The sequence below is a fragment of the Actinobaculum massiliense genome, assembly GCF_001457435.1.
GTDB classification, from domain to species: Bacteria; Actinomycetota; Actinomycetes; order Actinomycetales; family Actinomycetaceae; genus Actinobaculum; species Actinobaculum massiliense.
The window spans coordinates 19,910-44,037 of the sequence record NZ_LN881716.1 but is presented as its reverse complement, the minus strand read 5'-3'; the positions used below and the strand labels follow the sequence as shown (position 1 = coordinate 44,037).

The following is a 24,128-nucleotide window of genomic DNA, read 5'->3' as shown; positions in this document are numbered from 1 at the left end:
GGCTGCCTCCCAAAGTAGTTTTACGCTACTGGCCTTCGCCGCTGGCTTCCGGCTCCTCGGTCTCTGCCTCGGTTTCGGCGGGTTCGGGTTCCTCAGCCGGTTCATCACCCTCTGGTGCTACCTCGCTTTCAGCCGGCGGTTTTTCGCCCTCTGGCGCAGGCTCGTCACCCTGCTGGGAAACCGTGGTATTCGTAATCACCCGGCCTTCTTCGCCGCGGCCGGATTCAATAACCGGTTCTACCCCGCGCAATTCCTTAGCGAGGTGTGAGCGATCATCGGGCTGCTTTTCTGCCTCATCGCGCTCGTGAATGAGCACGCGCATGGAGCGGCCGATAATCTCGAAAGTGTCTCCGGCCTGATAGGTCGCATCGGCATCAGCGTCTCCCGCGGTGTCCATGGCAATCTTCCAATCCCGGTCATAGGGAGAATCCGGAATAGTGAATTCCACTTTCTCGTCCCCGGCATTGAAGGTGAATAGAAGATCGTCGTCGACGATGTCGTTGCCATAATCATCTGGTTCACGAATCGCATTCCCGTTGAGGAACACCATGAGGGAACGGGCAAAGGACGATTCCCAGTCCTCGTTCTGCATTACCGTGCCATTGGGCTGGAACCACTGGATCTCACCCACGTAGTCGGGACTTTCCACGCGTGATTCGTCGCTCAGGAAGCGGCGGCGGCGCAAGCTGGGGTGATCCTTGCGGAGCTTTATAACGTTCCGGGTGAATTGCAGGAACGAGGCACGCTCCTCATCCAAATCCCAGTCCACCCAGGAGATTTCATTGTCCTGGCAGTAGGTGTTGTTATTTCCGCCCTGGGTGCGCCCAATTTCGTCACCGTGGCTGATCATAGGAACGCCCTGCGAAAGCAGGAGGGTTGCCATGAAGTTACGCACCTGGCGCTGGCGTAGCCTCTTCACGTCCGGATCGTCCGTGGGTCCTTCTTCGCCGCAGTTCCAGGAGCGATTATTCGATTCGCCGTCCTGGTTACCTTCGCCGTTGGCATCATTGTGCTTCTCGTTGTAGGAAACGAGGTCTCGCATGGTGAAGCCATCATGCGCGGTAACGAAGTTAATGGAGGCGAAGGGGCGCCTTCCCGACGACGCATACAGATCCGACGATCCCGTTAGGCGCGAGGCAAGCTCGGGCAAAGTTGCCGGTTCTCCGCGCCAGAAATCGCGGACGGTATCGCGGAACTTGCCATTCCACTCCGTCCACAGGGGAGGGAAGCCACCCACCTGGTAACCGCCTTCGCCCACGTCCCACGGCTCGGCAATGAGCTTGACCTGCGAGATCACAGGATCTTGCTGAATGATGTCGAAGAACGATGACAACTTATCCACCGCGTGAAGCTCGCGGGCCAGAGTGGACGCCAAATCGAAACGGAAGCCGTCCACATGCATTTCCGTCACCCAGTAGCGTAGCGAGTCCATAATCATCTGCAAAGAGTGCGGAGACTTCATATTGAGCGAGTTACCGGTGCCGGTGGTATCGAAGTAATGCGCTTCGTCGCCCGGAACCAAGCGGTAATACGACGGGTTGTCGATGCCCTTAAAGGACAGCGTGGGCCCGAGGTGGTTACCTTCGGCGGTGTGGTTATAGACGACGTCGAGGATCACCTCAATATGTTCCTCGTGCAGAGCCTTCACCATCGCCTTGAACTCATAGACTTGGTCGCCGCCGTGGTGGGTGGCGTAGGCATCGTGCGGAGCGAAGAAACCAATGGTGTTGTAGCCCCAGTAGTTGCTCAAGCCTCGATCCTGCAGTGAGGTGTCGTTGACGTACTGGTGCACGGGCATGAGCTCAATGGCGTTGACCCCGAGTTGCTTGAAGTAGTCAATCGCGGCGGGGGACGCTAGACCCTGGTAGGTTCCGCGCAGTTCTGGCGCCACATCGGGATGTTGCATGGTAAATCCGCGCACGTGGGTCTCGTAAATAATGGTGTCGGCATAATCGTGGTCCGGCGGGCGGTCATGCCCCCAATCGAAGTAGGGATTGATGACCACCGAAACCGGCACATGCCCCAGAGAGTCGAGTGTCGAAGGCTGGGTGGGATCGTTGAATTCGTAAGAAAAGACTTCCTGAGCATTCTCCACACCGCCGTCGATCGCCTTCGCGTAGGGATCGAGGAGGAACTTAGAGGGATCGCAGCGCAAACCCTGCGCCGGATCATAAGGTCCGTGGACCCGATAGCCGTAGCGCTGTCCGGGACGCACGGAGGGAAGGTAGCAGTGCCACACGCTGGCATCGACTTCCCGGAGCTCGATTTGTGTTTCGTTATCGTCCTCGTCAAGCAAACAGAGAACTACCTTTTCTGCTACTGACGAGTAAATCGCGAAGTTTGTACCCGACCCGTCAAAGGTTGCGCCAAGCGGGTAGGGGCGTCCAGGCCAAATTCTCATGGTCTTAGTCTCTCACGTCCTGCCGACAAGTTTCCCAGGCCTACGTGATGAGCGGAAAATCGTTTACTGCCAAAAACGCTGTTAAGCTGGTCTTCTAGGCAAAATGAAACGAAAAAGCCCCGGCCTTAGCCGGAGCTTTACTCGTTACAGTGGGCGATACTGGAATCGAACCAGTGACCTCTTCGGTGTGAACGAAGCGCTCTAACCCCTGAGCCAATCGCCCGTAACGGAGAGCCAGCCTACCGTGCTGAGGGATGAAAGTTCAAATCAATGCGGTGCGAGCCGGCTCACGTCTAGGTTGTGGGCTGGTTGGAGGCCGGCATAAATACCTCATTGGCGATTTTCGATCTAGGGAAGACACGCCCGGGGGAGCGTGTGCTGAACCTCAGTTTTTTGAGTGGACAACCGCGCCGAATCCCGTCTATAGTTTTTACCTGTCGCCGGAAGCGGTGATAACGCGGACATAGCTCAGTTGGTAGAGCGCAACCTTGCCAAGGTTGAGGTCGCGGGTTCGAGCCCCGTTGTCCGCTCGGAGGATGGAAGACATTCTTCCAATCCGCACGGTGGGTTGGCCGAGAGGCGAGGCAACGGCCTGCAAAGCCGTGTACACGGGTTCGAATCCCGTACCCACCTCGCATAAGGGCGATTGGCGCAGGGGCTAGCGCGCTTCCCTGACACGGAAGAGGTCACAGGTTCAAATCCTGTATCGCCCACCAGATCGAAAAGTCCGGTTTTACCGGACTTTTTCTTTTCTGCATGAGCAATAGCGGTATGGCTGAACACGTATTTATTATTTTGAAACCGGATGCCTTAGAGCGTGGCCTCGTCGGCGTTCTTCTTTCCCGTCTTGAAAACAAGGGTTACCTCATCGAGCGGCTGGAAATGACCCGTCTTGATCCTTTTCGGTTGCGCAAGCTTTACGCCCATATTGCCGACAAGCCGTTTTATTCGGACGTCGAAAGTTATATGACGTCCGGGCCTGTGGTGACGGGTGCGCTGAGCGGGTTCCGGGTGGGCAAAGGCGTTCGGCAGATTGTTGGCGCCACCGATCCGCTCCGCGCCGCACCGGGTAGCATCCGGGGCGATTACGGGAGGGCCTGGGAGGATGGCAATATGCGAAATCTGATCCACGCCTCCGACTCGCCCGAGAACGCGGAGCGCGAGATCTCGCTCTGGTTCGGCGCTTAGAGGGTAAGTATGGCGTAAAACACGCTTTCTCATTATGATGACGTTTTGAATCGAAGGAGATTCGAAAAGCGTTTGCTTTTTGGCGCTAAATCGCTGAAAATCCAAAGGAAAGTGAAGTAAAAGCATGGCACGTACGTATGTCCTCACCGGTTCAGGTTCCGGCATTGGAAAGGCCACGGCAGAAATCCTGCGCAAGCGCGGAGATATCGTGGTTGGCATTGACCTCAAAGGTGCGGAAGTTACCGCGGATCTATCCACCCCCGAGGGCCGCAAGGCTGGTGCGGAAGAAGCAATCGAAAAAACCGGCGGCAAGATTGATGGCGTGATCGCTTGTGCGGGAATCTCCGCCCCAATTGCCAAGACCATCTCCATTAATTACTTCGGAGTTGTTGAGGTTTTGGAGGCGCTACGCCCGGTGCTGGCCAAGTCGGATGCGCCGCGCGCCGCCGTCGTCTCCTCGATGGCGACGATTCAGCAGAACTCGCCGGAAATGGTAGAGGCCGCGCTGGCGGGAGACGAGGAGAAGGCGCTCGAAATCGCCCACAGCTACGAAAGCGATGATCCGCAGACGGGTTACATCGTCTACCCCTCGTCCAAGCGCGCGGTATCTCGCTGGGTGCGCCGCGAATGCATTAAGCCCGAGTGGGCCGGTGAGGGAATCGCCCTCAACGCCGTCGCCCCCGGCGCGGTCATCACCCCGATGACGGAGCAGCTGCTCTCCACCCCGGAAGGGCGGGCAATGGTGGATGCCTCCACCCCGATGCCGCTCAACGGCTACCAGCCGCCGGAGTCGATTGCGAACCTGCTGATTTGGCTCACCGACCCGGAGAACACGCACGTCACCGGCCAGACGATCTACTGCGACGGCGGCACCGATGCCAGCTTGCGCGGCGAGGATATCTGGGCCTGGGCGGACGAGAAGCTCTACGGCGAACAGGCCTAGGCAAAGCCCCATATAACGCAAAAATCCCGGCCGAGCTCTGGAATTCCAGAAGCTCGGCCGGGCCTCTTTTGTGTCTCTTTACGCTGCTTCGCATTATGGGGCTTCGCATTATGGGGCTTCGCGCATGTGCCGGCGAGTGATCCGGGAAGCGCTTTGCCCCGTGCTAGAAACTCCGTGTTTAGAAGCTGGTGATCACGACGCGGTTAGTATTCGGGTCGGCCAACGCTTCGTAGCCGGTCTGGACCTCGTCAATCGAGATCTCCTTGGAAACCAGCGAGTCCAGTTCATAGCGGTCCTGCAGGTAGAGGTTGGCGACCATGGGGATATCGCGCTTGTGAACCGTCGAGCCCATGTACACGCCGTGCACGTGCTTGAGGGAGGTGAGGCTCTCGAAGCTGGACAGTTCAATGGAGTTCTCGGCATCGAGGAGGCCAATGAGGTAGCGCCCGCCACCCTTGGCCAGCATGTCATAGCCGTTGCGGGTCTGACCGAAGGCGCCGACCAGGTCGAACGCGTGATCAACGCCGCCGCCGGTCAGATCGCGAACGGCCTCCACCGGATCGGTGTTCTTCGAGTTAATGACGTCCGTGGCGCCAAACTTCTTGGCGGTTTCGAGATTCTCGTCGGCTACGTCAATTGCGATAATGCGCGAGGCACCGGCAATCACCGCGCCGCTAAAGGTATTCAGCCCGACGCCGCCGGTGCCGATCACGGCTACCGTGTCGCCGGCCCGCACGTTCGCGGTGTTAATGGCCGCGCCCGCACCGGTGACGACGCCGTAGCCGAGCAGGCATGCCTGCGGGAAGGGCATTTCCTTCGGAATGCGGGTTAGCTGGTTCTCGTGAATCAGGGCGCGCTCGGCGAATCCGCCCAGGCCCATGCCCTGCTTGAGGTCCTTACCATCGGCGTCAAAAATGCGGCTGGTGGCGTCCGGGGTGCGCAGGGTTGCGCCGGGATTCTCGCACAGGAAGACCTGGCCGGTGAGGCGCTTAACGCAGGCGCCGCAGTACTGTACCAGGCAGCCCACAACGTGATCGCCAACCTGAATGTCGGTGACGTTCGGGCCAACTTCGATCGCCACGCCCGCTACCTCGTGCCCAAAAACAACTGGGACGTCATAGCCGAGGTTCGTCTGGTGGGCCAGTTCGTCCGAATGGCACAGGCCCGAGGCCTTGACCTCCACCAGGACTTCGCGCCCGGTGGGATCGGCGAGGGTCACTTCCTCGGTATGGAAGCCGCCACCGAATTCGCGTACAACAGATGCTTTCATCATTCTCTCCTTCGAGCTCCTTGCTGGCGTTCCAGCTGTGCTCGTTGTTTTGGAAAGAGATGATTGAAAGACATACAAATCACCTTTTTAAGTGCCTGGCGAAATGTGGGCTACGGGGGCGCTCTTTTTCGGAATACCTACGAACCGAGAGGTGTTTAGCAGATATGGCGCGGGGGCGCTCTCCGCGTGAGAACTTACGTAGCATGGAATCTGAAGTGTCATGGCAGCTGAATTGGCCTGGCAACTGAAGCGATTGGCGGGCCGCGCCGTACTCAGAACTCCGCGGAGGTAAGCCTGTCCTGCCTTTCGAACGCCGAAAAAGGCGCGTATAAATAGAGATGTACGATCTGGAATGATTCCAGATTACTGTTATGAGAGGGAAGAAAATGGCAGAAAAGATTGTGATTGATGCTCTGCAGCGCACGCTGGTTGACCTGACGGACCTGTCCCTGCAGGCCAAGCAGTACCACTGGAACATTGTGGGCGAGCGCTTCCGCGCCCTACACCTTGCGCTTGACGAAGTTGTACACGTAACCCGCGAGGACCTCGATACGGTCGCCGAGCGCATCGCGCAGATCGGTGGTTACCCGGACGGCCGCGCCGCGACGGTGGCGAAGGACTCCGGGATCGAAGATCCGGGCGAGGGCCCCTTTGATACCGCTGACACATACGCGATTATGGCCAAGAAGCTCCAGAAGGCCTCCGATCGCATTAAGGCCGATCTTGACAAGGTGGACGACGCCGATGCCTACACTGGCGATATCCTCATCGCCGTGGGTCAGAACCTCGAGGAGCAGGCTTGGTTCTTCCGCGCCGCCTCGACCACGGTCGAGAAGTAATACGGCCGATAAGTAGTTTTGGCTATTGAAAACTCACCGGGGCGTTGGGTGTAGCGGGAGCTACACCCAACGCCCCGGTAGTTAATCGCGCTATATGGCATGCCGGCGAGAGATAAACGGGCGGCTGAGCCGCCGATGTATTTAGGCCAGCGCCTAGTTGGTCAGGTCGTCAATCAGATCTGGCTGAACGGTTTCCTCGCGGACGGCATCGGGTGAAAAAGTGTCGAAGTCTATCGATCCGCCCATGGAGGTCCCGTTTTGGCCATACACCTCGGTGTAGAGGTGGCCATCGGTTTTGACGGATTTTACAATGTGAAAACCAGAGGCGTCATCCAGGAACTCGTGTTGAGCTGCCGTCTCTGGCGTTGTTGTGCGCGGTGAAGAAACGAAGTAAAACGTGAAGGCAGCCGCCAGGGCGGCGCATGCGCTACCGATTAAGGCTTTTGCGTTCATTGTATTTCCATCCGTGCCAAGCGAACTGCTCATCGTTACGCGGTATGAATAAGAATGCTATTTATCGTTAAATAATATGGGTATGAATTCAGTCTCCCGGACTGATCGAGGGTCTCATCTCGACGAAATGTCACGGGCGCGCAATTTTAAGTTGCGAAACGGTAAAAATATATCTGCATTGTCAGTTTGGAATAGCGCCACAAACCATCTGTCTCTGCAATGTTGCCTAAATTGCGACGGCGGTGCCTGAAACAATCGGTAGCCTGCTCAAGTGGGCGGGGCGAAGGTGATAAAATTCGAGAGTTGCCGAGGCTTTTAGCGAAATAGGGAAGCCTCGCCGGCTCTCGCTAGATTCTCGAGGTTCTAACTTTGCGAACAGGTATACTCGTGCGCAAAGCGGGCGGACTGTGGGCATAGCGAGGGAAAATGAGAAAAGCGCCCCCGGTATGGGCGCCAGACATAACAGAAAAAGGAGCACCCAATGCCAGCACGTCTCTCGATTGACGGTGAATCCCAATCATTCGAAGAGCAAACGCTTGGGACGGATTTTTATAAGTCCGATAGCGGCGTCGTCGCCCTTAAAATTGACGGCGAATTGCGGGATCTCGCAACTGACCTGGCTTCCCTCGATGGAGCCACCGTGGAAGCGGTACGAATCGATTCGCCGGACGGCCTCAATATTTTGCGGCATTCGACCACTCACGTGCTTGCCCAGGCGGTACAGCAAATCTTCCCGCAGGCGCACCTCGGCGTCGGGCCTTTTATTGAAGATGGTTTCTACTACGACTTTGGAAACATTGACGCCGTCACCCCTGAGCTCCTGAAAGACCTCGAAAAGCGCATGAAGCGCATCGTCAAGGAAAACCAGCGCTTCGTACGTCGCGAAATTAGCGAAGATGCGGCGCGCGAAGAAGAAAAGGATCAGCCCTACAAGCTCGAGCTTATTGAAACGAAGGGGAGCGGCTCGGATACGGCGAGCGTGGAAGTGGGCCACGGCGGCCTGACCATGTACGACAACGTCAACCGCAAGGGCGAAACGGTCTGGACGGACCTGTGCCGCGGGCCGCATTTGCCCTCCACCAAGTACATTGGCAACGGTTTTGCGCTTACTCGCGCTTCGGCCGCCTACTGGAAGGGCGACCAAAACAACGATCAGCTCCAGCGCATTTACGGCACCGCCTGGCCCAGCAAGGATGAGCTGGACGCCTATCAGACCCGTATTAAAGAAGCAGAGCGGCGCGATCACCGGCGCCTGGGCCAGGAAATGGATCTTTTCTCCTTCCCCGAGGAAATTGGCTCTGGCCTGGCGGTATTCCACCCCAAGGGCGGGATTATCCGCATGGAGATGGAAGAGTACTCGCGCCAGCGCCACGTGCAGGCCGGCTACGACTTCGTGTGCACACCGCATATCACTAAGGGACAACTGTTTGAGACGTCCGGGCACCTTTCTTGGTACAAGGACGGAATGTTCCCGCCCATGCACGTGGACGAAGAGCGTGACGCGGACGGCAATATCACCCGGCAGGGGCAGGATTACTACCTCAAGCCGATGAACTGCCCCATGCATTCGCTGATTTACCGTTCGCGTGGGCGCTCGTACCGCGATCTGCCCCTGCGACTTTTCGAGTTCGGCACGGTGTATCGCTACGAGAAGTCCGGCGTGGTGCACGGTCTCACCCGCGGGCGTGGCTTTACTCAGGATGACGCGCATATTTACACCACCCGCGAGCAGATGCGCGAAGAGCTTTCGAGCACGCTGACGTTTATTTTGTCGCTACTGCAGGACTTCGGCTTGGATGATTTCTACCTGGAAATGTCCACTCGTGATCCGCACAAGATGATTGGCGATAACGCGCTGTGGGACGAAGCCGAAGAAACCCTGGAAGAGGTGGCCAAGGCCTCCGGGCTGGAACTGGTGCCTGATCCTGAAGGTGCCGCCTTCTACGGACCGAAGATTTCGGTGCAGGCCCGCGATGCGATTGGCCGCACCTGGCAGATGTCTACCGTGCAGCTGGACTTCAACCTGCCGGAGCGCTTCGGCCTGGAATACACCGCGGCCGATGGCTCGCGCCAGCGGCCGGTAATGATTCACCGCGCGCTGTTTGGCTCGGTGGAGCGCTTTATGGCCGTGCTACTGGAGAATTACGCGGGCGCCTTCCCGGCTTGGCTCTCTCCGGTGCAGGCCCGCCTGGTTCCGGTGGCCGAGGCCTTCAACGGCTACTGCGAAGAGGTGGCGGCCAAGCTCCGCGAGCACGGGGTGCGCGCGGAAGTTGATGAATCAGACGATCGCTTCGGTAAGAAGATTCGCAACGCCGCCAAGGAAAAGATTCCCTTCGTGCTCATTGCCGGGGGAGAGGATGCCGAGGCCGGCGCGGTCTCCTTCCGCTACCGGGATGGCTCGCAGGAAAATGGCGTGCGGATTGAGAGCGCGGTGGAGCATATCGAACGAGTAATCCGTGAGCGCCGCAACAAACCGGAAGAAGAGAAACTGGAGGCCGATCTCTAAATGCTTTCACGCAGCGGGCGCCCCTTGGCGCAGATGATCTTCGGTCCGATTGCCAAAGTGTGCGTGCGGCTGGGAATTTCCGCGAACGCGGTAACAATTGCCGGAACGGCTTTGGTCATCGCCTTTGCGCTGATCCTCTTCCCCTTGGGGCACCCGGTGGCGGCATCGCTCCTCATAGGTGTGGTGGTGATTTTCGATTCGCTCGACGGTCAAATTGCGCGCTTGACCCGCACCGCCTCGCCGTGGGGCGCGTTCTTGGATTCGACCATGGATCGCTTGGCTGATGCGGCGATTTTCGCCGGCATCCTGGTGTGGATTTTCCGCTACCAGGTGGGCGCAGCCCAGGGGCTAATGAATTGGATGCTGGTGGGCGGCCTGGGCGCTCTGGCGGCGGGTTTGACGACGTCGTACGCGCGGGCGCGCGCCGAAGCCGTCGGTTATGAAGCAAATGTGGGCCTTTCGGAGCGTGCGGACCGGCTAGTGATTAGCCTCGCGGCGAGCCTGCTGGCGGGCTTCGCCACCTCGGGAGCGGGAAGCACGGCGAGCTGGGGAGCATGGATTTTGCTCCTCGCACTTTGGTATCTGTTTATTGCTGGCTACTTCACGGTGGCTCAGCGCGTGATAGCGGTGTATCGGCAGGCGTGGCCCGCCGACGCGGACCGGGGCACTGCGCCGCGCACTGAATCGTCGCAACCCGAGCAGAGATGAGGTAGCGCGTGGATATTATGCGCATTTTCGGCGCCGCGGACGCGGTGGCTAACCGGCTACCCGAACCGGTAGGGCGGGGAATTTTCAATGCGGTCGGCGCGGTTGCCGGTACCTTGCCGACGGCGGGAACCCAGCAGTTGCGAGCAAATTTGCGCCGCGTAAAGCCGGATTATTCCGCCCGGAAAATTCGCTTGCTCTCGCGCGCCGGAATGCGTTCCTATATGCGCTACTACTACGAGGCCTTGCGTCTGCGTTCCTGGGACGAAGAGACAATTGCGGCGCGGGTTCGCGAACAGGGCCTGGAACATGCGCGGGCGGAGTTCGAGCGGGGCGAATCGGTGGTCGGGGCGCTTATGCATTTCGGCAACTGGGATCTGGCAGGTGCCTGGTCGAATCGCCGCTTGGCGAAGGTGGCCACCCTGGTGGAAAAGCTCAAGCCCGATGAGCTTTATCGCGCCTTCGTGGATTTCCGTGAGGGCCTAGGGATGATTATCTTCCCGGTCATTAAGGGCGGCGGATCAATCCATAAGCTGGCCCAGGTTGCGCGTGAGCAAACCGTGCTCGCCCCGGTGCTAGCGGATCGAGATTTAACGGCGTCGGGAATTGAAGTGGAGTTCTTCGGCGAGAAAATGCTTGCCGCCGCCGGGCCGGCTATTTTGGCGCAGGAAACCGGGCGGCCCATTATGCCGATCGCGATTTACTACGAAAAGGCGCCGCGGCGAGGAAAGCTTCCTACCCGATGGCGCTTGGTACTGGAGGGGGCAGAGTTCATCTACGCTCAGGCCGGCTCGGAAGCGAGCCGCGCGGAAAAACAGGCGGATATCGAACGCATGACCCAAGAGTGGGTAAGTGCCTTCGAGCCTTACGTGGAGGCGCATCCCGAAGATTGGCATATGCTCCAGAAAGTATTTGTGGCGGACCTTGACCAGGAGCGCTACTTGGCGAATCGCGCGAAAGCTCGCGCGCGGCTGGAAAACAACTCGAACCCGGAGGGAGGGGCGGCGTGAAAATAGGTATTGCCTGCCCGTATTCCTGGGACGTGCCGGGAGGGGTGCAGTTCCATATCCGCGATTTAGCAGAAGAACTGATCGCGCGTGGCCACCAGGTTTCGGTGATCACCCCCAGTTCGGAAGAAGAAGGCCTGGAACAGTACGTGGTGCCCGTGGGCGCCGCCGTCCCGATTCCCTACAACGGCTCGGTGGCGCGGCTATCCTTTGGGCCGCGGGTGAATCGAGCGGTGAGGGCGTGGTTGCGGGAAGGCAACTTCGACGTCGTCCACGTGCATGAACCACTGGTACCTTCGGTCTCTATGCTGGCGCTCATGAGCGCGGATTGCCCGGTGGTCTCTACCCACCACACCGCGATGGATCGTTCCCGGGCGCTGCATCTTTTCACCCCCGTGCTACGTCCGATCCTGGAAAAAACGCAGGCGCGCATTGCCGTCTCGCAGGAGGCGCGGCGAACGATTGTGCAGTATTTGGGTGGGGACGCATTTATTATTCCCAACGGCGTCTACACCGCGGATTTTGAGGTTCCGCAAGATGAGCGTTTCCTCGGCACCGAAGATGCCCCGACCATCGGATTCCTCGGCCGCCTTGATGAATCGCGGAAGGGACTACCGGTTTTGGCGGCCGCCGCACCCGCAATTGTGGAAGCCCTTCCGAATGTGCGTTTCATTATCGCCGGGGCGGGGGATCTGCAGGCCGCCGAGCAAAGCTTTGGCTCCGCAGCCGATCACGTCACCTTCCTGGGGCGGGTGAGCGACGAGGATAAAGCCTCCATGCTGGCCTCCGTGAGCGCCTATGTGGCGCCGAACACCGGCGGGGAATCGTTCGGCATTATTTTGGTGGAAGCGCTGGCGGCGGGAGCTTTTGTAGTCGCCTCCGATATTCCTGCCTTCACCGCGGTTCTGGGTGGGGGTAAATTCGGTGCCCTGTTCGCCAACGAAGATTCTGGCGCCTTGGCACGCACGATTATTGAGGCGCTGGAAAACCCCGAGCAACGAGCCCAGATTGCTCGCGCCGGGGCCGAAGAGGCGGGTCGCTATGACTGGTCGACGGTGGCATCCCAGGTGCTTGCGGTCTATGAGACCGCCATCCGCACCGCTGGAACGGAGGTGGACTCATGAGTTGGTGGCATCTGGTGATCCTGGCCGTGATTATCGCCGTGCTGGTGATCGCCGGCATTTCCCTGCTCCTGGCGCGGAGGCTCAATCGCCTGCACTCGAATGTTTTGAAATCTCGCCGGGTGGCTGAGCAGGCGCTCGCGGCCCGAGCCAGCGCGGCTGACGAGTTTGCCCGCTGCGGGGAACTGGATATCGCCGGGTCTCTTATTTTGACCGACGGCGCCGAAGCATGCCTGGCTGCCAGCATGGCGCCAATTGTGGCCGAGGGGCTGGAAGATCTCTTTGATGCCAAGGCTCCGGCCGAGCCGCCCGCCGCGCGCGCCGGGGCAGGGCCCTTCTACCCATCTAGCAGGGGGGGAGGCGATGGGGGAAGGGTCGCGCGCTGTGGTGGCGATTGAACGAGTGTTTGCGCAAGGCGGTGTGCGTGCGGGCGCCTCCGCGGCCGGGGGGGGGGGGGTGGGGGTGCGGGCGGGGGCGCGCGCTGGGCTGAGATGTGTATAAGAGGCGGCGCCGGGGCCGCCCGCCAGCGCCGCGCACTGGAATCCGAGCTTTCGCGCGTGCTTCGCCTGACGGTGGGCGAGCTTGAAGAGAACGCGATCTCGGCCGAAAACAAAGAGCTGTACACGCATCTGGAGCGCTGCCGGCTGGATGTGCGCATGACGCGCAAATTTCATAATTCCCAGGTGGCCCAGGCACGGGTCTTGCACAAGGCTTTTCTTACCCGGGTGCTCCATTTAGCCGGGCGTGCCCCCATGCCGCAAACAATCGATATAGATGATGAGTAAAAGTACCGAAGGAGATTTTGAAGAACTTGAGCGGGAGTGGACGCCGGACGAAGACGGTATTCCGTTTCGCCGCGCCGCCCGCGTGATCGCGGTGGATAGCGATGAGCGAATCTTGCTACAACTTGGCCATGATGGCGACGACGCCGCCCATCGCTGGTGGTTCACTCCGGGTGGAGGGATCGGGCCGGGAGAAGATCCGCGCGAAGGCGCGGTGCGCGAGCTCGCCGAAGAAACTGGTTTGCGCATAGCGGCCGAGCGCCTGGAAGGCCCTGTTCTCAAACGCCAGGCTATGTTTCACTTCGCGCGCGAGACTCGCCGCCAAGACGAGCAGTTCTTTCTGGTTCGGCTCAGCGAGGAAGAAGCCCGGCAAGCGGTGGCAGGAAAAAATACCGAGTGGACGGCGATAGAAAAGGAAGTTCTCGATGACATTCGCTGGCTGAACATCGACGTCGTCGAAAACGGTGACGGACTGGAAAACGTTCCTGTTTATCCGGAATGTTTGGGCGCCGTCACGCGAAAATGGCTGGCTGGCGAAGTCAGTGCACCAACCGAAATTTCTGACCACTCGGGGTAGGCGAGCGGGGCGCGGCCGTCGCGGAAGACGCGCGCCCACCCTCGCGCACGAAATTGAGAAGAAACGCGCTAAGTGAAACGCCGGTTACAGCGCGAGGGGCGTAATCGGCGTACAATGCTCGGCGGTAATTGTTGTTTGGAGAGGGAGACTACTGCAGTGTCGGGACACTCTAAGTGGGCGACCACAAAGCATAAGAAGGCAGCGAATGACGCCAAGCGCGGCAAGATGTTTGCGCGCCTCGTCAAGAATATCGAGGTGGCCGCGCGTACCGGTGGCGGCGACCCCGACGGTAACCCCACTCTGTACGACGCGATCCAGAAGGCGAAGCGCGCCTCGGTTCCCGCCGATAATATTGATCGCGCCGTCAAGCGCGGTTCGGGTGAAACCGATGATTCGGTGCAGTACGAATCGATTATGTACGAGGGCTACGGTCCCAACGGCGTGGCGATTCTGATCGAGTGCCTGACCGATAACCGCAACCGCGCGGCTTCGGAAGTGCGCACCGCGCTTTCGCGCAACGGTGGTAGTCTCGCCGACCCGGGTTCGGTGGCGTACCTCTTTAACCGTCGCGGAATCGTGGAAGCGGTTAAGGGGGAGAACACCGAGGACGATATTTTGATGGCCGTGCTTGACGCCGGAGCTGAAGAAGTCTCTGAAGCTGGCGACGTGTTCATTATTGAATCCGATCCGAAGGATATTGTGGCGGTGCGTACCGCGCTCCAGGAGAACGGAATCGAGTACAACTCGGCCGAATCGAAGTGGGTTCCCTCCACCGAGGTCCCGCTCGATATTGAAGGCGCCAAGAAGGTCCTTAAGCTCACCGATGCGCTCGACGACGTCGACGATATCCAGGAAGTCTTCACCAACGCGGACATCCCGGATGAGGTTATGGCGGAACTTGAGGATTAATTGCGCGTTCTAGGAATTGATCCGGGGCTCACCCGTTGCGGGCTCGGCACCATTGATGCCGACTCCTCGCGGCGGGTGAGCCTTATTGATATGCGGGTGGCGCGTTCACCCAAGGAGCTTTCCCCGCATAAGCGCCTGCTCCTGGTTTTCGACGCCATCGAGGAAGCAATTGCGGAATTTTCGCCCGATGTGGTGGCGATTGAACGAGTGTTTGCGCAAGACAATATGCGTTCGGTAACCTCCACCGCCCAGGTGGCGGGAGTGGCGATGCTCGCCGCGGCGCGCGCTGGGCTTCCGCTGGGCATGCATTCTCCCTCCGAGGTTAAGGCCGCGGTGACCGGCTCGGGGCGGGCCGGCAAGCTCCAGGTGCAAACCATGGTGCAACGGATTCTGGGGCTGGCAGAGTTGCCGCGCCCCAAGGACGCGGCGGACGCTTTGGCGATCGCGATTTGCCATTCCTGGCGCGGCGGGGCTCATGCTCTGGACGACGAAGTAGATAATGGTCAGCACGGCGGGGCCGGAATGCTTCCGCGCGCCGAGGGGCCGGGCTTGACCGATGCCCAGCGCATGTGGGCCTCCGCCGAGCGCCTTAGCCGGCGCCACGGGGCGGTAGCTCCGCGGGAGGGAGCGAATTAGGCGCGGGCGGCCGGGATGCGGCGGGCTGGCCGGGCGGCGAGAAGTGGCACGGCGAGGCCAGCCGGGCGGCGTCGCCCACCACGCGCGCCGCGGGTCGACTTTTTCGTGTCGGGGGCAGTTGCTAGGATTCAAACAGTTGTTCGAGAGCGGCGGGAGGATTTCCGGTGATCAGTAGCGTAAGCGGGACGGTTCTAAAACTCGCCCCGACTTTTGCCGTCATTGAGGTTGGCGGGTTGGGGCTGAAGGTTTTCGCCACCCCGAGCGTCCTCGGAACCCTGCGCGAAGGCCAGCACGCCCGCCTCTCCACCTCTTTTGTGGTGCGCGAGGATTCCATGAGTCTTTACGGCTTCGGGGACGACGACGAACGCGATACCTACGAGATTCTGCAGTCGGTATCGGGGATTGGCCCCAAAGTTGCGCAGGCGCTTTTGGCGGTGATGGATCCCGATTCTTTGCGCCGGGCGGTGGATTCCAAAGACGAAGCGGCACTCACCCGAGTGCCGGGTATCGGTAAAAAGAGCGCGCAACGACTTCTGCTTGAGCTTGCCGGAAAACTCGGCCCAGCCAGCGGCGGGGTAACGGCCCGCGCCGGTGCGGGATCTGCATCGGGGCGCGATGTGGTGGATGCGCTTATTGGCTTGGGATGGTCGGAACGGGATGCGTCTTCCGCTTATGAAGCTGCACTTGAAGAATTGCCCGAGGGAAATATTCAGCAACTTTTGCGTGCTAGTTTGCAGATGTTGGGAAGGCGATAGACAGTGGCAAGTCCGTCCGTAGTTGATCCGGGCGCATCCGATTCGGAGCGCGCCGCCGAAGCCGCACTACGGCCCAAGCAACTGAGTGAATTCGTGGGGCAGGAGACGGTCCGTAACCAGCTGGCACTGGTTTTGCAGGCCGCCGTCGAACGCGGTAAAACTCCCGACCACGTCCTGCTTTCGGGCCCGCCCGGGCTGGGAAAAACGACCCTGGCCATGATTATTGCTAACGAGGTGGGTGGGGCCTTGCGCCTCACCTCTGGCCCGGCCATCCAGCACTCGGGGGATTTGGCCTCGATCCTCTCGTCCATTCAGGAAAACGATGTTCTTTTCATTGATGAGATCCATCGTTTAGCCCGAAATGCGGAGGAAATGCTCTATCTGGCTATGGAGGACTTCCGCGTCGACGTGATGGTGGGGAAGGGGCCGGGGGCCACGTCCATCCCGCTCCCGCTCCCGTTCTTCACGGTGGTTGGGGCCACCACTCGCGCCGGTCTGCTCCCGGCTCCGCTACGGGATCGCTTTGGGTTCACGGCCCATCTCGAGTACTACACCGAGGCCGAGTTGGCGCGGATCGTTAACCGCTCTGCCCTGAAACTCGGCGTGACTATTGATGCGGATGCGGCTCACGAGATTGCCTCCCGCTCGCGCGGAACTCCGCGCATCGCTAACCGGCTCCTGCGCCGGGCCCAGGATTGGGCGCAGGTCAAGGGAGACGGGCACCTGGATCTGGCTGCCGCAAAGGCGGCTCTTGATCTTTTCCAGGTAGACCCTATGGGATTAGATCGCCTTGATCGCGCCGTACTGGAAGTTTTGTGCGGAAGGTTTGGGGGAGGGCCGGCCGGGCTTTCCACCCTCGCCGCATCGGTTGGCGAAGAGCCGGAAACGGTGGAAACTGTGGCCGAGCCATACCTCGTGCGCGAGGGCTACGTCGTTCGTACCCCGCGCGGGCGAATGGCAACCCAGAAGTCCTGGGATCATTTGGGCTTGACTCCGCCGGAAGGTAACACGCTGTTCGGGTAAAGGCACAAATTTTAGCGCGAACGTGTTTCGTTGCACGGTTTTGTGATGAGATCCCCGCCGGGACAGTGCTAGTTCACAGGTACACTGGCACGGTAATTGTCTAATTTTAAGGAGTTAGCACGTGGGTGGCTTGGAGATAATCATCTTCGTCGTCATGATTGGCGGCATGATGTGGTTCATGGGGCGCTCGTCCAAGAAACAACGTCAGCGGATGGAAGATGAACGAGATTCGGCGATCGTCGTCGGAGCAAATGTAATGACGACGTCGGGGTTCTTCGGAACCATCGTGTCGATTGACGGAGATGCCATCACTCTCGAGTCCCCATCCGGGGATGAAACCGTGTGGCTCCGCCAGGCCATCCGCGGAATCGCGGAAATTCCGCTCGCTCCGATCTCGGAAGAGGAAGACGCCCAGCTCGACGCCGAGGATTCGGCCGAGGCTCCCGAGGCTCGGCTTGCCGAGGCATCCTCGGAGGCGGAGCCCTTTGCTGAGAGCAAGGGCAATGAAGGTACCGCGCCGCTCGCCTCTGAGCGTGACGCTGATTCAGATGGCACTGCAGGTAACGCCTGGAAGTAAGAAGTAATCAGAGATATCCCTATGGCATCTTCCAATAATACGGACGCGCGCATGCCGCGCCGTCGTCTCATCACACTAACCGTGCTCGTTATCGCGCTGGTGGTTGCGCTCGCTATTGGTAGCTTCACCAGCGCCGAGTCCCGGGCAACGCCTAAGTTCGCGCTCGACCTTGAGGGTGGAACGGAACTTATTCTCACCCCGCAAACTACGGACGGCTCGTCGATTACTGACGAGGACGTCTCCCAGGCGATTGAAATTATTCGCCAGCGCGTGGACGCGCAGGGTGTGGCTGAAGCGGAAATCAGCTCGCAGGGCGGCCAAAACATCGTGGTGGGTCTGCCCGGTCAGCCCTCTGAAGAAACGCTGAACCTGGTGCGTTCCTCCGCTATTTTGCGGATGCGCCCGGTGCTGGCTAGCGGAGTTCCGGCGCCGCTGACGGACGCCGTCTACGAGCAGGCTAAGAAGCAGAAGGAAGGTCAGGCGAAGGAAGGCGAGCAGGGTCAGGCAAATCCCGATCAGGCTCCCACTTCCGCGGCCGGAACGCTAGAGCAGGGTGCTACCGATACTCCGGTAGCGGCCAGCCCGAGCGCCGATGCGCAGGCGAGCGCCAGCCCTTCGGCTGAGGCGACGCCGAGCGACGGCGCCAGCAAGCCCGCAACCGAAGCCAAGCCCCTGACAGGTGCAGAGCTGGAAGCGGCCGCGAAGGAACTTGCTGATAGCAACGGCGACGGCAAGATCTCTGACGAGCCGGCCGAGCATCCCGCAGATGCTTCCGACACCGCGTGGATCACCGAGCAGACGCTTTATGATTTCTGGACGCTCGATTGCACTGCTGATGTGCAGGCCAATTCGAATGACGATCCGGCAAAGCCGCTGGTCGCCTGCAGCTCGCAGACCGATCCGACCACCGGCGAGATTATGGCGCAAAAGTTCATCCTTGGCCCGGCCGAGGTAGAGGGCACCCAAATTGAGCAGGCGACCGCTGGTTTCGACCAGGCGGGCCAGCCGGCGGTTTCCCTCCGCCTCAACCAGGAAGGTGCTGACGCCTTCTCCGCGGTGACCGGGCGCTTGCTCAATCTGAAGTCTCCGCGTAACCAGTTCGCGATTGTGCTGGACGGGAAGGTTCTTTCCAACCCGGTTCCCAGCGTGCAGATTCGCGACGGGCAGGCCCAGATCACCGGCGGTAGCCTCAATGCGCAAAACGCGCGCACCCTTGCCAACCAGCTGAACTTCGGTTCCCTGCCCCTGCACTTTGAGGTGCAATCCCAGCAGCAGATCTCGGCAACCCTCGGTTCCGAATCCCTGCGCGCTGGCCTCATTGCCGGTCTTATTGGCCTCATCCTCATCGTGGCTTACCTGATGTGGCAGTACCACGCCCTGGGCGTGGTCGCGATCCTCTCGGTGGTTTTGGCAACCGGAGTTTCCTACCTCATTGTGTGCTTGCTCTCGTGGACCATTGGTTACCGACTATCCATGGCAGGCGTGGTCGGTCTGATCATATCGATTGGTATCTCGGCGGACTCCTTCATCGTTTACTTTGAACGTATTCGCGATGAAATCCGCGATGGCCGCACGCTCAAGTCCGCCACCGAGCGCGGCTGGCAGCGTGCCCGCCGCACGATTCTTGCCTCCGACTCCGTCAACCTCCTGGCCGCGGTGGTGCTCTACTTCCTGGCCGTTGGTTCGGTACGCGGATTCGCGTTCACGCTCGGCCTGACGACGATCCTGGACCTTATCGTGGCCTTCTGGTTCACCTACCCGGTGATGAAACTTTTGGTTCGTACCAAGTTCTTCGGTGGTGGGCATCGCTGGTCCGGTATGAGCGCTGAGCTCCTCGGCCGCTCGCCTTCCTACAGCGGGCGCGGGCATACTCGCAAGAAGGAAGAAGTAGCAACGCAGGCTTTCGTTGCGGCGCCGGCTAGCGCGGCGGTTGTCACCGAGGCAGAAAATGAAGTTTCGGCAGCGGAAGCTGATTCTGAGCTTGCCGCGATTTCCGCGGGTCCGCAGGGACCGTCGCTAGCTGAGCGGCGCGCCGCCAAGCGGCGCGCTGAGCTCAGTGCCGAAGGCATTGCGGTGCCTGAGGAGGCCGACGGCGTCGACGTGGCTGAAGACGCTGACGCTTCAGCCACCACCGGGAGTGACCTTGCCACACCCGATGAAGAATCGGATGGGAAGGAGAACGCCTAATGTCGATGTACAGCCTTGGAAATGATCTCTACACCGGGCGCCGATCGGTTCCGGTTATCCCAAAGCGGCGCATTTGGTTCATCGTCGCGATCGTGTCGATTGTGGTTTCTCTCGTGGCACTTTTTGGCCGCGGTCTGAATCTCGGAATCGACTTTACCGGTGGTTCGCAGTTCACGGTCTCCAATGCGCAGACCGTTGAGCAGCAGCCGGCCGTCGATGTGATTAGCAAGCACACCGGAGATGTGGCGCGCGTGGCCCAGGTGGGCGATGCCTCGCTTCGTATCCAGGTGTCCTCCGGTGAGGGCGAGGATTCCAACTCACTCTCCAATACCGACACGGAGCAAATTCGTGCCGAGTTGGCCGACGCTTACGGCACCTCGATTGATGATGTGACCTCGACCTTTATTGGCCCGGTGTGGGGCCAGGGAATCTCCACCAAGGCCCTGCAGGGCTTCGTGGTGTTCATCGTCCTGGTGCTGGCCGGTCTGTCGATCTACATGAGGTCGTGGCGCAACGCGCTGGGCGCTGTGCTGGCGCTCTTCCACGACTTGATCGTTACGGTGGGTATCTACTGCTTGTTCGGCTTTGAATTCACGCCGTCGACAGTGATCGGTCTGTTGACGATTCTCGGCTACTCGCTCTACGACACCGTGGTGGTGTTCGATAAGTTGCGTGAGAATACCGAGAACATCCTCAAGCAGGATCGCTTCACCTTTGGTGATGCGTCGAACCGGGCTGTCAACCAGACGTTGATCCGTTCGATCAACACCTCCGTGACGTCGCTTTTGCCGGTGGCCTCGATTCTCTTTATCGGAGTTTTGATTCTCGGCGCCGGCACCCTGCGTGATCTCGCGCTGGTGCTTTTCGTGGGACTTTTGCTCTCCGCCTATTCCTCAATCTTCCTTGCCGCTCCGCTGGCGGTGGAGTTGACTAATCTTGATCCGCGGGTCAAGGCCCACAATCAGAAGGTTGAGGCCGGCCGGGAGGAGCGGAAGCAGGATCGCGAAACGCGCCGTATCGCTGGCGAGGAGGTTGCCGACGAAGAGGCCGTGGTTGGTCCACTCCATCCGGGCCATCACCGCGGGCAAGCCGCTCAGCCGCGGCGTAAGAATCGGAGGAACAAGTGAGCGGATTTCCGCAGGAACTGACGGACCTGGTCAATTCGAAGATTCGCCTCAAGGAGGATTTTCCGGCACCGGGAGTACTGTTCCGTGACATTACCCCGCTAATGAGCGACGGTGAGGCGTTCAAGAAGACGATCGATGGGATCGCGCAGTACTACGACGGGAAAATTGATGCGGTTGCCGGCCTGGAATCGCGCGGCTTCATTCTTTCCGCGCCGCTCGCCTACGCAATGGGGATTGGAATGGTCACCATTCGTAAGGCGGGGCGTCTGCCTGGACCGATTATCGGCGTCGATTACGAACTCGAGTACGGCACCGCGCGTATGGAGGTACAGCCGTTCACCGTTGAAGACGGCCAGCGCGTGCTGGTGGTTGACGACGTCCTTGCTACCGGTGGTACCGCTAATGCGGCGTTTCAGCTGGTCGAGGGTTCGGGCGGTATCGCAGCCGGGCTGTGCGTGCTCGTCGAGCTGGCCGGCCTCGGTGGGCGTGAGCGCCTAAATGGTTACGATATTGAATCAGTGGTTACTTTTGACTAAGTAGCCGTGGGGTTTTCAAAATTCCGTTTGGGCCGCGTGCTTTCGGGCGCGCGGCCCAAAAACGTAGGTGAGCGTTCCGAGCTATGAGCGGCGGGCGCGTGGCCCGCGCTTTGCGCCGCCGAGTCCAGGCTCAGTCAGCCTCGGCGGCGCGCCGGCGCGCGGCTCGCGAGTGCTGGCGCCAAAAATCTATAGGTATGTGACGGTTGAGACTAGGATTGTCTTTTGTATAGCGTTGAGCACGCCTTGCTGGAAACCTTCAGCGGGCGTGGAGCGTGAGGAGGGAACGACATGCCAGAGAATGGACCGAGAGTAACCTCAAGGCTGTCGTGGCTCACCGGGCGACTCGGGCCGCAGGTGCCCGATGCCCTTGAGCCCCTTATGCGTGCGCTGGGGTCAACGAATGTGGATCGTGCGCGGATTATCCGCGCCTACAACGTAGCCGCGAAGTGTCACGAAGGGCAGTTCCGGCGTTCGGGAGAGCCCTACATTACCCACCCCGTGGCGGTGGCAACGATCCTTGCCGAACTGGGAATGGATGAAGACTCGATTGTGGGTGCGCTGTTGCACGATACCGTCGAGGATACGGATTACACCCTGCGCGAGGTGCGTGAGGAATTTGGTTCTACCGTTGAGCTCCTCGTCGACGGGGTGACCAAGCTTGACAAGGTCGAATATGGCGAAGCGGCGCAGGCGGAGACCGTGCGAAAAATGGTTATCGCCATGGCGAAAGACATTCGGGTGCTCCTCATTAAGCTCGCCGATCGTCTGCACAATGCTCGCACCTGGAAATATATGCCCAAGGAAAAGGCCCGCTCTAAGGCACGCGAAACGCTTGAGATTTACGCTCCGCTGGCCCATCGCTTGGGCATGAATTCGGTTAAGTGGGAGCTAGAGGATCTCAGCTTCAAAACCATGTATCCGGAGGTTTACGCCGAGATCGAGAAGCTCGTTCACGAGCGCACCCCGGAGCGCGAAGCGTATATCAAGAAAATTGAGGCGCAACTTAGCAAGGAACTCAAGAACCAGCACATTCGGTGCACGATTACCGGCCGGCCGAAGCATTTCTATTCCATCTACCAAAAGATGATTTTGCGCGGCAAAGACTTCAACGATATTTATGATCTCGTGGGAGTGCGCGTGCTGGTGGATACCATCCCGGATTGCTACGCGGTGCTCGGGGTGGCAAATACGCTCTACACGCCGTTGCAAGGGCGCATTAAGGACTACATCGCCACCCCGAAGTTCAACCTATACCAGTCGATCCACACCACCGTTATCGGTCCGGATGATCGCACCCTGGAAATTCAGATCCGTACCTACGATATGCACCGGCGAGCCGAATTCGGGGTGGCGGCGCATTGGCGTTACAAGGAAGACGCGGGGAAGAGCCAGAAGCAAAAGGAATCTAATAGCATCGATCCCGAGCAGCAGACGCAGCTCACCTGGCTACGTCAGCTGGTGGACTGGCAGCGGGAAACCGCCGATCCAACCGAGTTCCTCGAATCGCTCTCTTACGAAATCTCCGGCAACAAGGTGTACGTGTTCACCCCGGCCGGAGAGGTCATGGAACTTTCGGCCGGCGCGACCCCGGTTGATTTTGCTTACGCGGTCCACACCGAGGTCGGCCACAAAACGGTTGGCGCCCGTGTTAATGATCGCCTGGTGACGCTTGATCACAAGCTCGAGTCCGGCGATACGGTGGAGATCATTACCTCCAAGAACCCCGATGCGGGGCCCTCGCGCGGATGGATGGATTTTGTTGCCACGCCGCGCGCTCGCGCCAAGATCCGGGTGTGGTTCCGCAAGTCCAAGCGGGACGAATCCCTGGAGCGGGGTAAAGAGAAGCTGGCTCGCGCTATTCGCAAGCGCAACCAGCCCGTTCAGCGCCTCATGACGCATGAAACCCTCTCCGAGGTAGCCCATCAAATTGGGCGAAGCGATGTGGATGATCTCTACGTGGCGATGGGGGAGGGCGCGATCTCCCCGGAGACGGTGGTGCGCGAGCTCATCTCGATGCAGGGTGGAGAAGCCGGGGTGGAGGAAACCCTGGCTGAAGGAGTTACGCCCACCCGGATTTCTCGGCCTTCGTTCCGCGGGGTAGACAGCGCCGTCGTCGTGGAAGGCATGGATTCTGGCGACGTCATGGTCAAGCTGGCAAAATGCTGTACCCCGGTGCCGCCCGATAAGATCGTGGGTTTTGTGACGCGCGGGAACGGGCTTTCCATTCACCGCGCCGACTGCCCAAACGTCGAGCAACTGCAGCGCGAACCAGAGCGTTTTGTGGACGTGGTGTGGTCTGACGCCTCCGAGGCGGTATACGTGGTGCAAATCCAGGTCGATGCGCTCGACCGGCAGGGTCTGCTTTCCGATATTTCGCGCGTGCTTGTCGATAACGGCGTGAACCTCTTGGGCGGAAATATGTCCACCACGAAGGAACGGATGAGTCGTTGCGTGTTTAGCTTCGAAATGGCGGACCCGCATCACCTGCAAAGAATTCTCACCGATATGCGCAATATCGAAGGGGTTTTCGATGCCTATCGCGTCACGCCGTCCAAGAAGGGGAACCATCGCCGGGTGCAGGGCTAA

At 59.8% G+C, this 24,128-nt stretch carries 22 protein-coding genes and 4 tRNA genes; 22 read left to right on the top strand and 4 right to left on the bottom strand.

The features are described 5' to 3' along the window. Positions 1-25: 25 nt before the first annotated feature. Both glgX and BN2664_RS00460 read right to left on the bottom strand, forming a co-directional pair. Entirely contained in the window at positions 26-2,401 is a 2,376-nt protein-coding gene (gene glgX, locus BN2664_RS00465; RefSeq protein WP_007000251.1) for a glycogen debranching protein GlgX, read from the bottom strand. A gap of 150 nt (positions 2,402-2,551) precedes the next feature. Then, positions 2,552-2,624, bottom strand: a tRNA-Val gene (locus tag BN2664_RS00460). A 234-nt stretch (positions 2,625-2,858) separates the two neighbouring features. On the opposite strand from BN2664_RS00460, the gene BN2664_RS00455 reads away from it, so the two are divergent. The 5 genes from BN2664_RS00455 to BN2664_RS00435 all read left to right on the top strand — a co-directional run bounded on the left by BN2664_RS00455 (position 2,859) and on the right by BN2664_RS00435 (position 4,532). Next, a tRNA-Gly gene (locus BN2664_RS00455) sits at positions 2,859-2,931 on the top strand. Between the two features lie 32 nt (positions 2,932-2,963). Then, positions 2,964-3,034 (top strand) — tRNA-Cys (locus BN2664_RS00450). 7 nt (positions 3,035-3,041) lie between these two features. After that, positions 3,042-3,117: transfer RNA gene (locus BN2664_RS00445), tRNA-Val, on the top strand. Positions 3,118-3,172: 55 nt separating this feature from the next. Then, positions 3,173-3,589, top strand: a complete 417-nt coding sequence (locus BN2664_RS00440; RefSeq protein WP_007000250.1) for a nucleoside-diphosphate kinase — start codon at positions 3,173-3,175, stop codon at positions 3,587-3,589. Between the two features lie 124 nt (positions 3,590-3,713). Continuing rightward, positions 3,714-4,532 carry an SDR family oxidoreductase gene (locus BN2664_RS00435; RefSeq protein WP_007000249.1) on the top strand — a complete coding sequence of 273 codons (819 nt, stop codon included), beginning with the start codon at positions 3,714-3,716 and terminating at the stop codon, positions 4,530-4,532. A 178-nt stretch (positions 4,533-4,710) separates the two neighbouring features. Here BN2664_RS00435 and BN2664_RS00430 read toward each other — a convergent pair whose 3' ends face one another. Continuing rightward, on the bottom strand, positions 4,711-5,805 hold the full coding sequence (locus BN2664_RS00430) for a zinc-binding dehydrogenase (RefSeq protein WP_197408628.1): 1,095 nt from the start codon (positions 5,803-5,805) through the stop codon (positions 4,711-4,713). A 383-nt stretch (positions 5,806-6,188) separates the two neighbouring features. On the opposite strand from BN2664_RS00430, the gene BN2664_RS00425 reads away from it, so the two are divergent. Next, positions 6,189-6,641 (top strand): Dps family protein, encoded by a 453-nt coding sequence (locus BN2664_RS00425; RefSeq protein WP_007000247.1) that lies wholly within the window; start codon positions 6,189-6,191, stop codon positions 6,639-6,641. A gap of 153 nt (positions 6,642-6,794) precedes the next feature. On the opposite strand, the gene BN2664_RS00420 is transcribed toward BN2664_RS00425, so the two are convergent. After that, complete coding sequence (locus BN2664_RS00420; RefSeq protein ID WP_007000246.1) at positions 6,795-7,094, bottom strand: hypothetical protein; 300 nt, start codon at positions 7,092-7,094, stop codon at positions 6,795-6,797. Between the two features lie 481 nt (positions 7,095-7,575). Here BN2664_RS00420 and thrS point away from each other — a divergent pair, with 481 nt between their 5' ends. The 16 genes from thrS (at position 7,576) to BN2664_RS00340 (ending at position 24,128) form a co-directional block, all read left to right on the top strand. After that, positions 7,576-9,600, top strand: coding sequence for a threonine--tRNA ligase (gene thrS, locus BN2664_RS00415; protein WP_007000245.1), 2,025 nt, complete (start codon positions 7,576-7,578; stop codon positions 9,598-9,600). After that, on the top strand, positions 9,601-10,308 hold the full coding sequence (gene pgsA, locus BN2664_RS00410) for a phosphatidylinositol phosphate synthase (RefSeq protein WP_007000244.1): 708 nt from the start codon (positions 9,601-9,603) through the stop codon (positions 10,306-10,308). It begins immediately after the preceding gene. A gap of 17 nt (positions 10,309-10,325) precedes the next feature. After that, entirely contained in the window at positions 10,326-11,315 is a 990-nt protein-coding gene (locus BN2664_RS00405) for a phosphatidylinositol mannoside acyltransferase (protein WP_051014143.1), read from the top strand. Continuing rightward, the gene (locus tag BN2664_RS00400; RefSeq protein ID WP_007000242.1) at positions 11,312-12,436 is read left to right on the top strand and encodes a glycosyltransferase family 4 protein; all 1,125 of its coding nucleotides are present in this window, start codon (positions 11,312-11,314) and stop codon (positions 12,434-12,436) included. Before BN2664_RS00405 ends, BN2664_RS00400 begins: the two co-directional genes overlap by 4 nt. Next, complete coding sequence (locus BN2664_RS00395) at positions 12,433-12,831, top strand: hypothetical protein (protein ID WP_231723423.1); 399 nt, start codon at positions 12,433-12,435, stop codon at positions 12,829-12,831. The genes BN2664_RS00400 and BN2664_RS00395 overlap by 4 nt, the downstream gene beginning before the upstream one ends. 93 nt (positions 12,832-12,924) lie before the next feature. Further along, positions 12,925-13,218, top strand: coding sequence for a hypothetical protein (locus BN2664_RS00390; RefSeq protein ID WP_231723422.1), 294 nt, complete (start codon positions 12,925-12,927; stop codon positions 13,216-13,218). Further along, entirely contained in the window at positions 13,208-13,792 is a 585-nt protein-coding gene (locus BN2664_RS00385) for an NUDIX hydrolase (RefSeq protein ID WP_007000240.1), read from the top strand. Before BN2664_RS00390 ends, BN2664_RS00385 begins: the two co-directional genes overlap by 11 nt. A 156-nt stretch (positions 13,793-13,948) precedes the next feature. Then, positions 13,949-14,701 (top strand): YebC/PmpR family DNA-binding transcriptional regulator, encoded by a 753-nt coding sequence (locus tag BN2664_RS00380; RefSeq protein WP_007000239.1) that lies wholly within the window; start codon positions 13,949-13,951, stop codon positions 14,699-14,701. Then, positions 14,702-15,337, top strand: a complete 636-nt coding sequence (ruvC, locus tag BN2664_RS00375; RefSeq protein WP_007000238.1) for a crossover junction endodeoxyribonuclease RuvC — start codon at positions 14,702-14,704, stop codon at positions 15,335-15,337. A gap of 164 nt (positions 15,338-15,501) precedes the next feature. Further along, positions 15,502-16,092: a Holliday junction branch migration protein RuvA gene (gene ruvA, locus BN2664_RS00370; RefSeq protein WP_007000237.1), complete on the top strand. Its 591-nt coding sequence runs from the start codon at positions 15,502-15,504 to the stop codon at positions 16,090-16,092. Positions 16,093-16,095: 3 nt separating this feature from the next. Further along, complete coding sequence (ruvB, locus tag BN2664_RS00365) at positions 16,096-17,115, top strand: Holliday junction branch migration DNA helicase RuvB (RefSeq protein WP_007000236.1); 1,020 nt, start codon at positions 16,096-16,098, stop codon at positions 17,113-17,115. A gap of 121 nt (positions 17,116-17,236) precedes the next feature. Further along, positions 17,237-17,692 (top strand): preprotein translocase subunit YajC, encoded by a 456-nt coding sequence (gene yajC, locus BN2664_RS00360; protein WP_007000235.1) that lies wholly within the window; start codon positions 17,237-17,239, stop codon positions 17,690-17,692. Between the two features lie 21 nt (positions 17,693-17,713). After that, positions 17,714-19,879, top strand: a complete 2,166-nt coding sequence (secD, locus tag BN2664_RS00355; RefSeq protein WP_007000234.1) for a protein translocase subunit SecD — start codon at positions 17,714-17,716, stop codon at positions 19,877-19,879. Continuing rightward, entirely contained in the window at positions 19,879-21,006 is a 1,128-nt protein-coding gene (gene secF, locus BN2664_RS00350) for a protein translocase subunit SecF (protein WP_007000233.1), read from the top strand. Before secD ends, secF begins: the two co-directional genes overlap by 1 nt. Beyond that, positions 21,003-21,542, top strand: a complete 540-nt coding sequence (locus BN2664_RS00345; RefSeq protein ID WP_007000232.1) for an adenine phosphoribosyltransferase — start codon at positions 21,003-21,005, stop codon at positions 21,540-21,542. Before secF ends, BN2664_RS00345 begins: the two co-directional genes overlap by 4 nt. A 288-nt stretch (positions 21,543-21,830) precedes the next feature. Continuing rightward, positions 21,831-24,128: a RelA/SpoT family protein gene (locus BN2664_RS00340; protein WP_007000231.1), complete on the top strand. Its 2,298-nt coding sequence runs from the start codon at positions 21,831-21,833 to the stop codon at positions 24,126-24,128.

Coding starts and splice junctions, on each gene's coding strand:
- glgX (WP_007000251.1), bottom strand. CDS start 2,401: ATGAGAATTTGGCCTGGACGCCCCTACCCGCTTGGCGCAACCTTTGAC.
- BN2664_RS00440 (WP_007000250.1), top strand. CDS start 3,173: ATGGCTGAACACGTATTTATTATTTTGAAACCGGATGCCTTAGAGCGT.
- BN2664_RS00435 (WP_007000249.1), top strand. CDS start 3,714: ATGGCACGTACGTATGTCCTCACCGGTTCAGGTTCCGGCATTGGAAAG.
- BN2664_RS00430 (WP_197408628.1), bottom strand. CDS start 5,805: ATGATGAAAGCATCTGTTGTACGCGAATTCGGTGGCGGCTTCCATACC.
- BN2664_RS00425 (WP_007000247.1), top strand. CDS start 6,189: ATGGCAGAAAAGATTGTGATTGATGCTCTGCAGCGCACGCTGGTTGAC.
- BN2664_RS00420 (WP_007000246.1), bottom strand. CDS start 7,094: ATGAACGCAAAAGCCTTAATCGGTAGCGCATGCGCCGCCCTGGCGGCT.
- thrS (WP_007000245.1), top strand. CDS start 7,576: ATGCCAGCACGTCTCTCGATTGACGGTGAATCCCAATCATTCGAAGAG.
- pgsA (WP_007000244.1), top strand. CDS start 9,601: ATGCTTTCACGCAGCGGGCGCCCCTTGGCGCAGATGATCTTCGGTCCG.
- BN2664_RS00405 (WP_051014143.1), top strand. CDS start 10,326: ATGCGCATTTTCGGCGCCGCGGACGCGGTGGCTAACCGGCTACCCGAA.
- BN2664_RS00395 (WP_231723423.1), top strand. CDS start 12,433: ATGAGTTGGTGGCATCTGGTGATCCTGGCCGTGATTATCGCCGTGCTG.
- BN2664_RS00390 (WP_231723422.1), top strand. CDS start 12,925: ATGTGTATAAGAGGCGGCGCCGGGGCCGCCCGCCAGCGCCGCGCACTG.
- BN2664_RS00385 (WP_007000240.1), top strand. CDS start 13,208: ATGATGAGTAAAAGTACCGAAGGAGATTTTGAAGAACTTGAGCGGGAG.
- secD (WP_007000234.1), top strand. CDS start 17,714: ATGGCATCTTCCAATAATACGGACGCGCGCATGCCGCGCCGTCGTCTC.
- secF (WP_007000233.1), top strand. CDS start 19,879: ATGTCGATGTACAGCCTTGGAAATGATCTCTACACCGGGCGCCGATCG.
- BN2664_RS00340 (WP_007000231.1), top strand. CDS start 21,831: ATGCCAGAGAATGGACCGAGAGTAACCTCAAGGCTGTCGTGGCTCACC.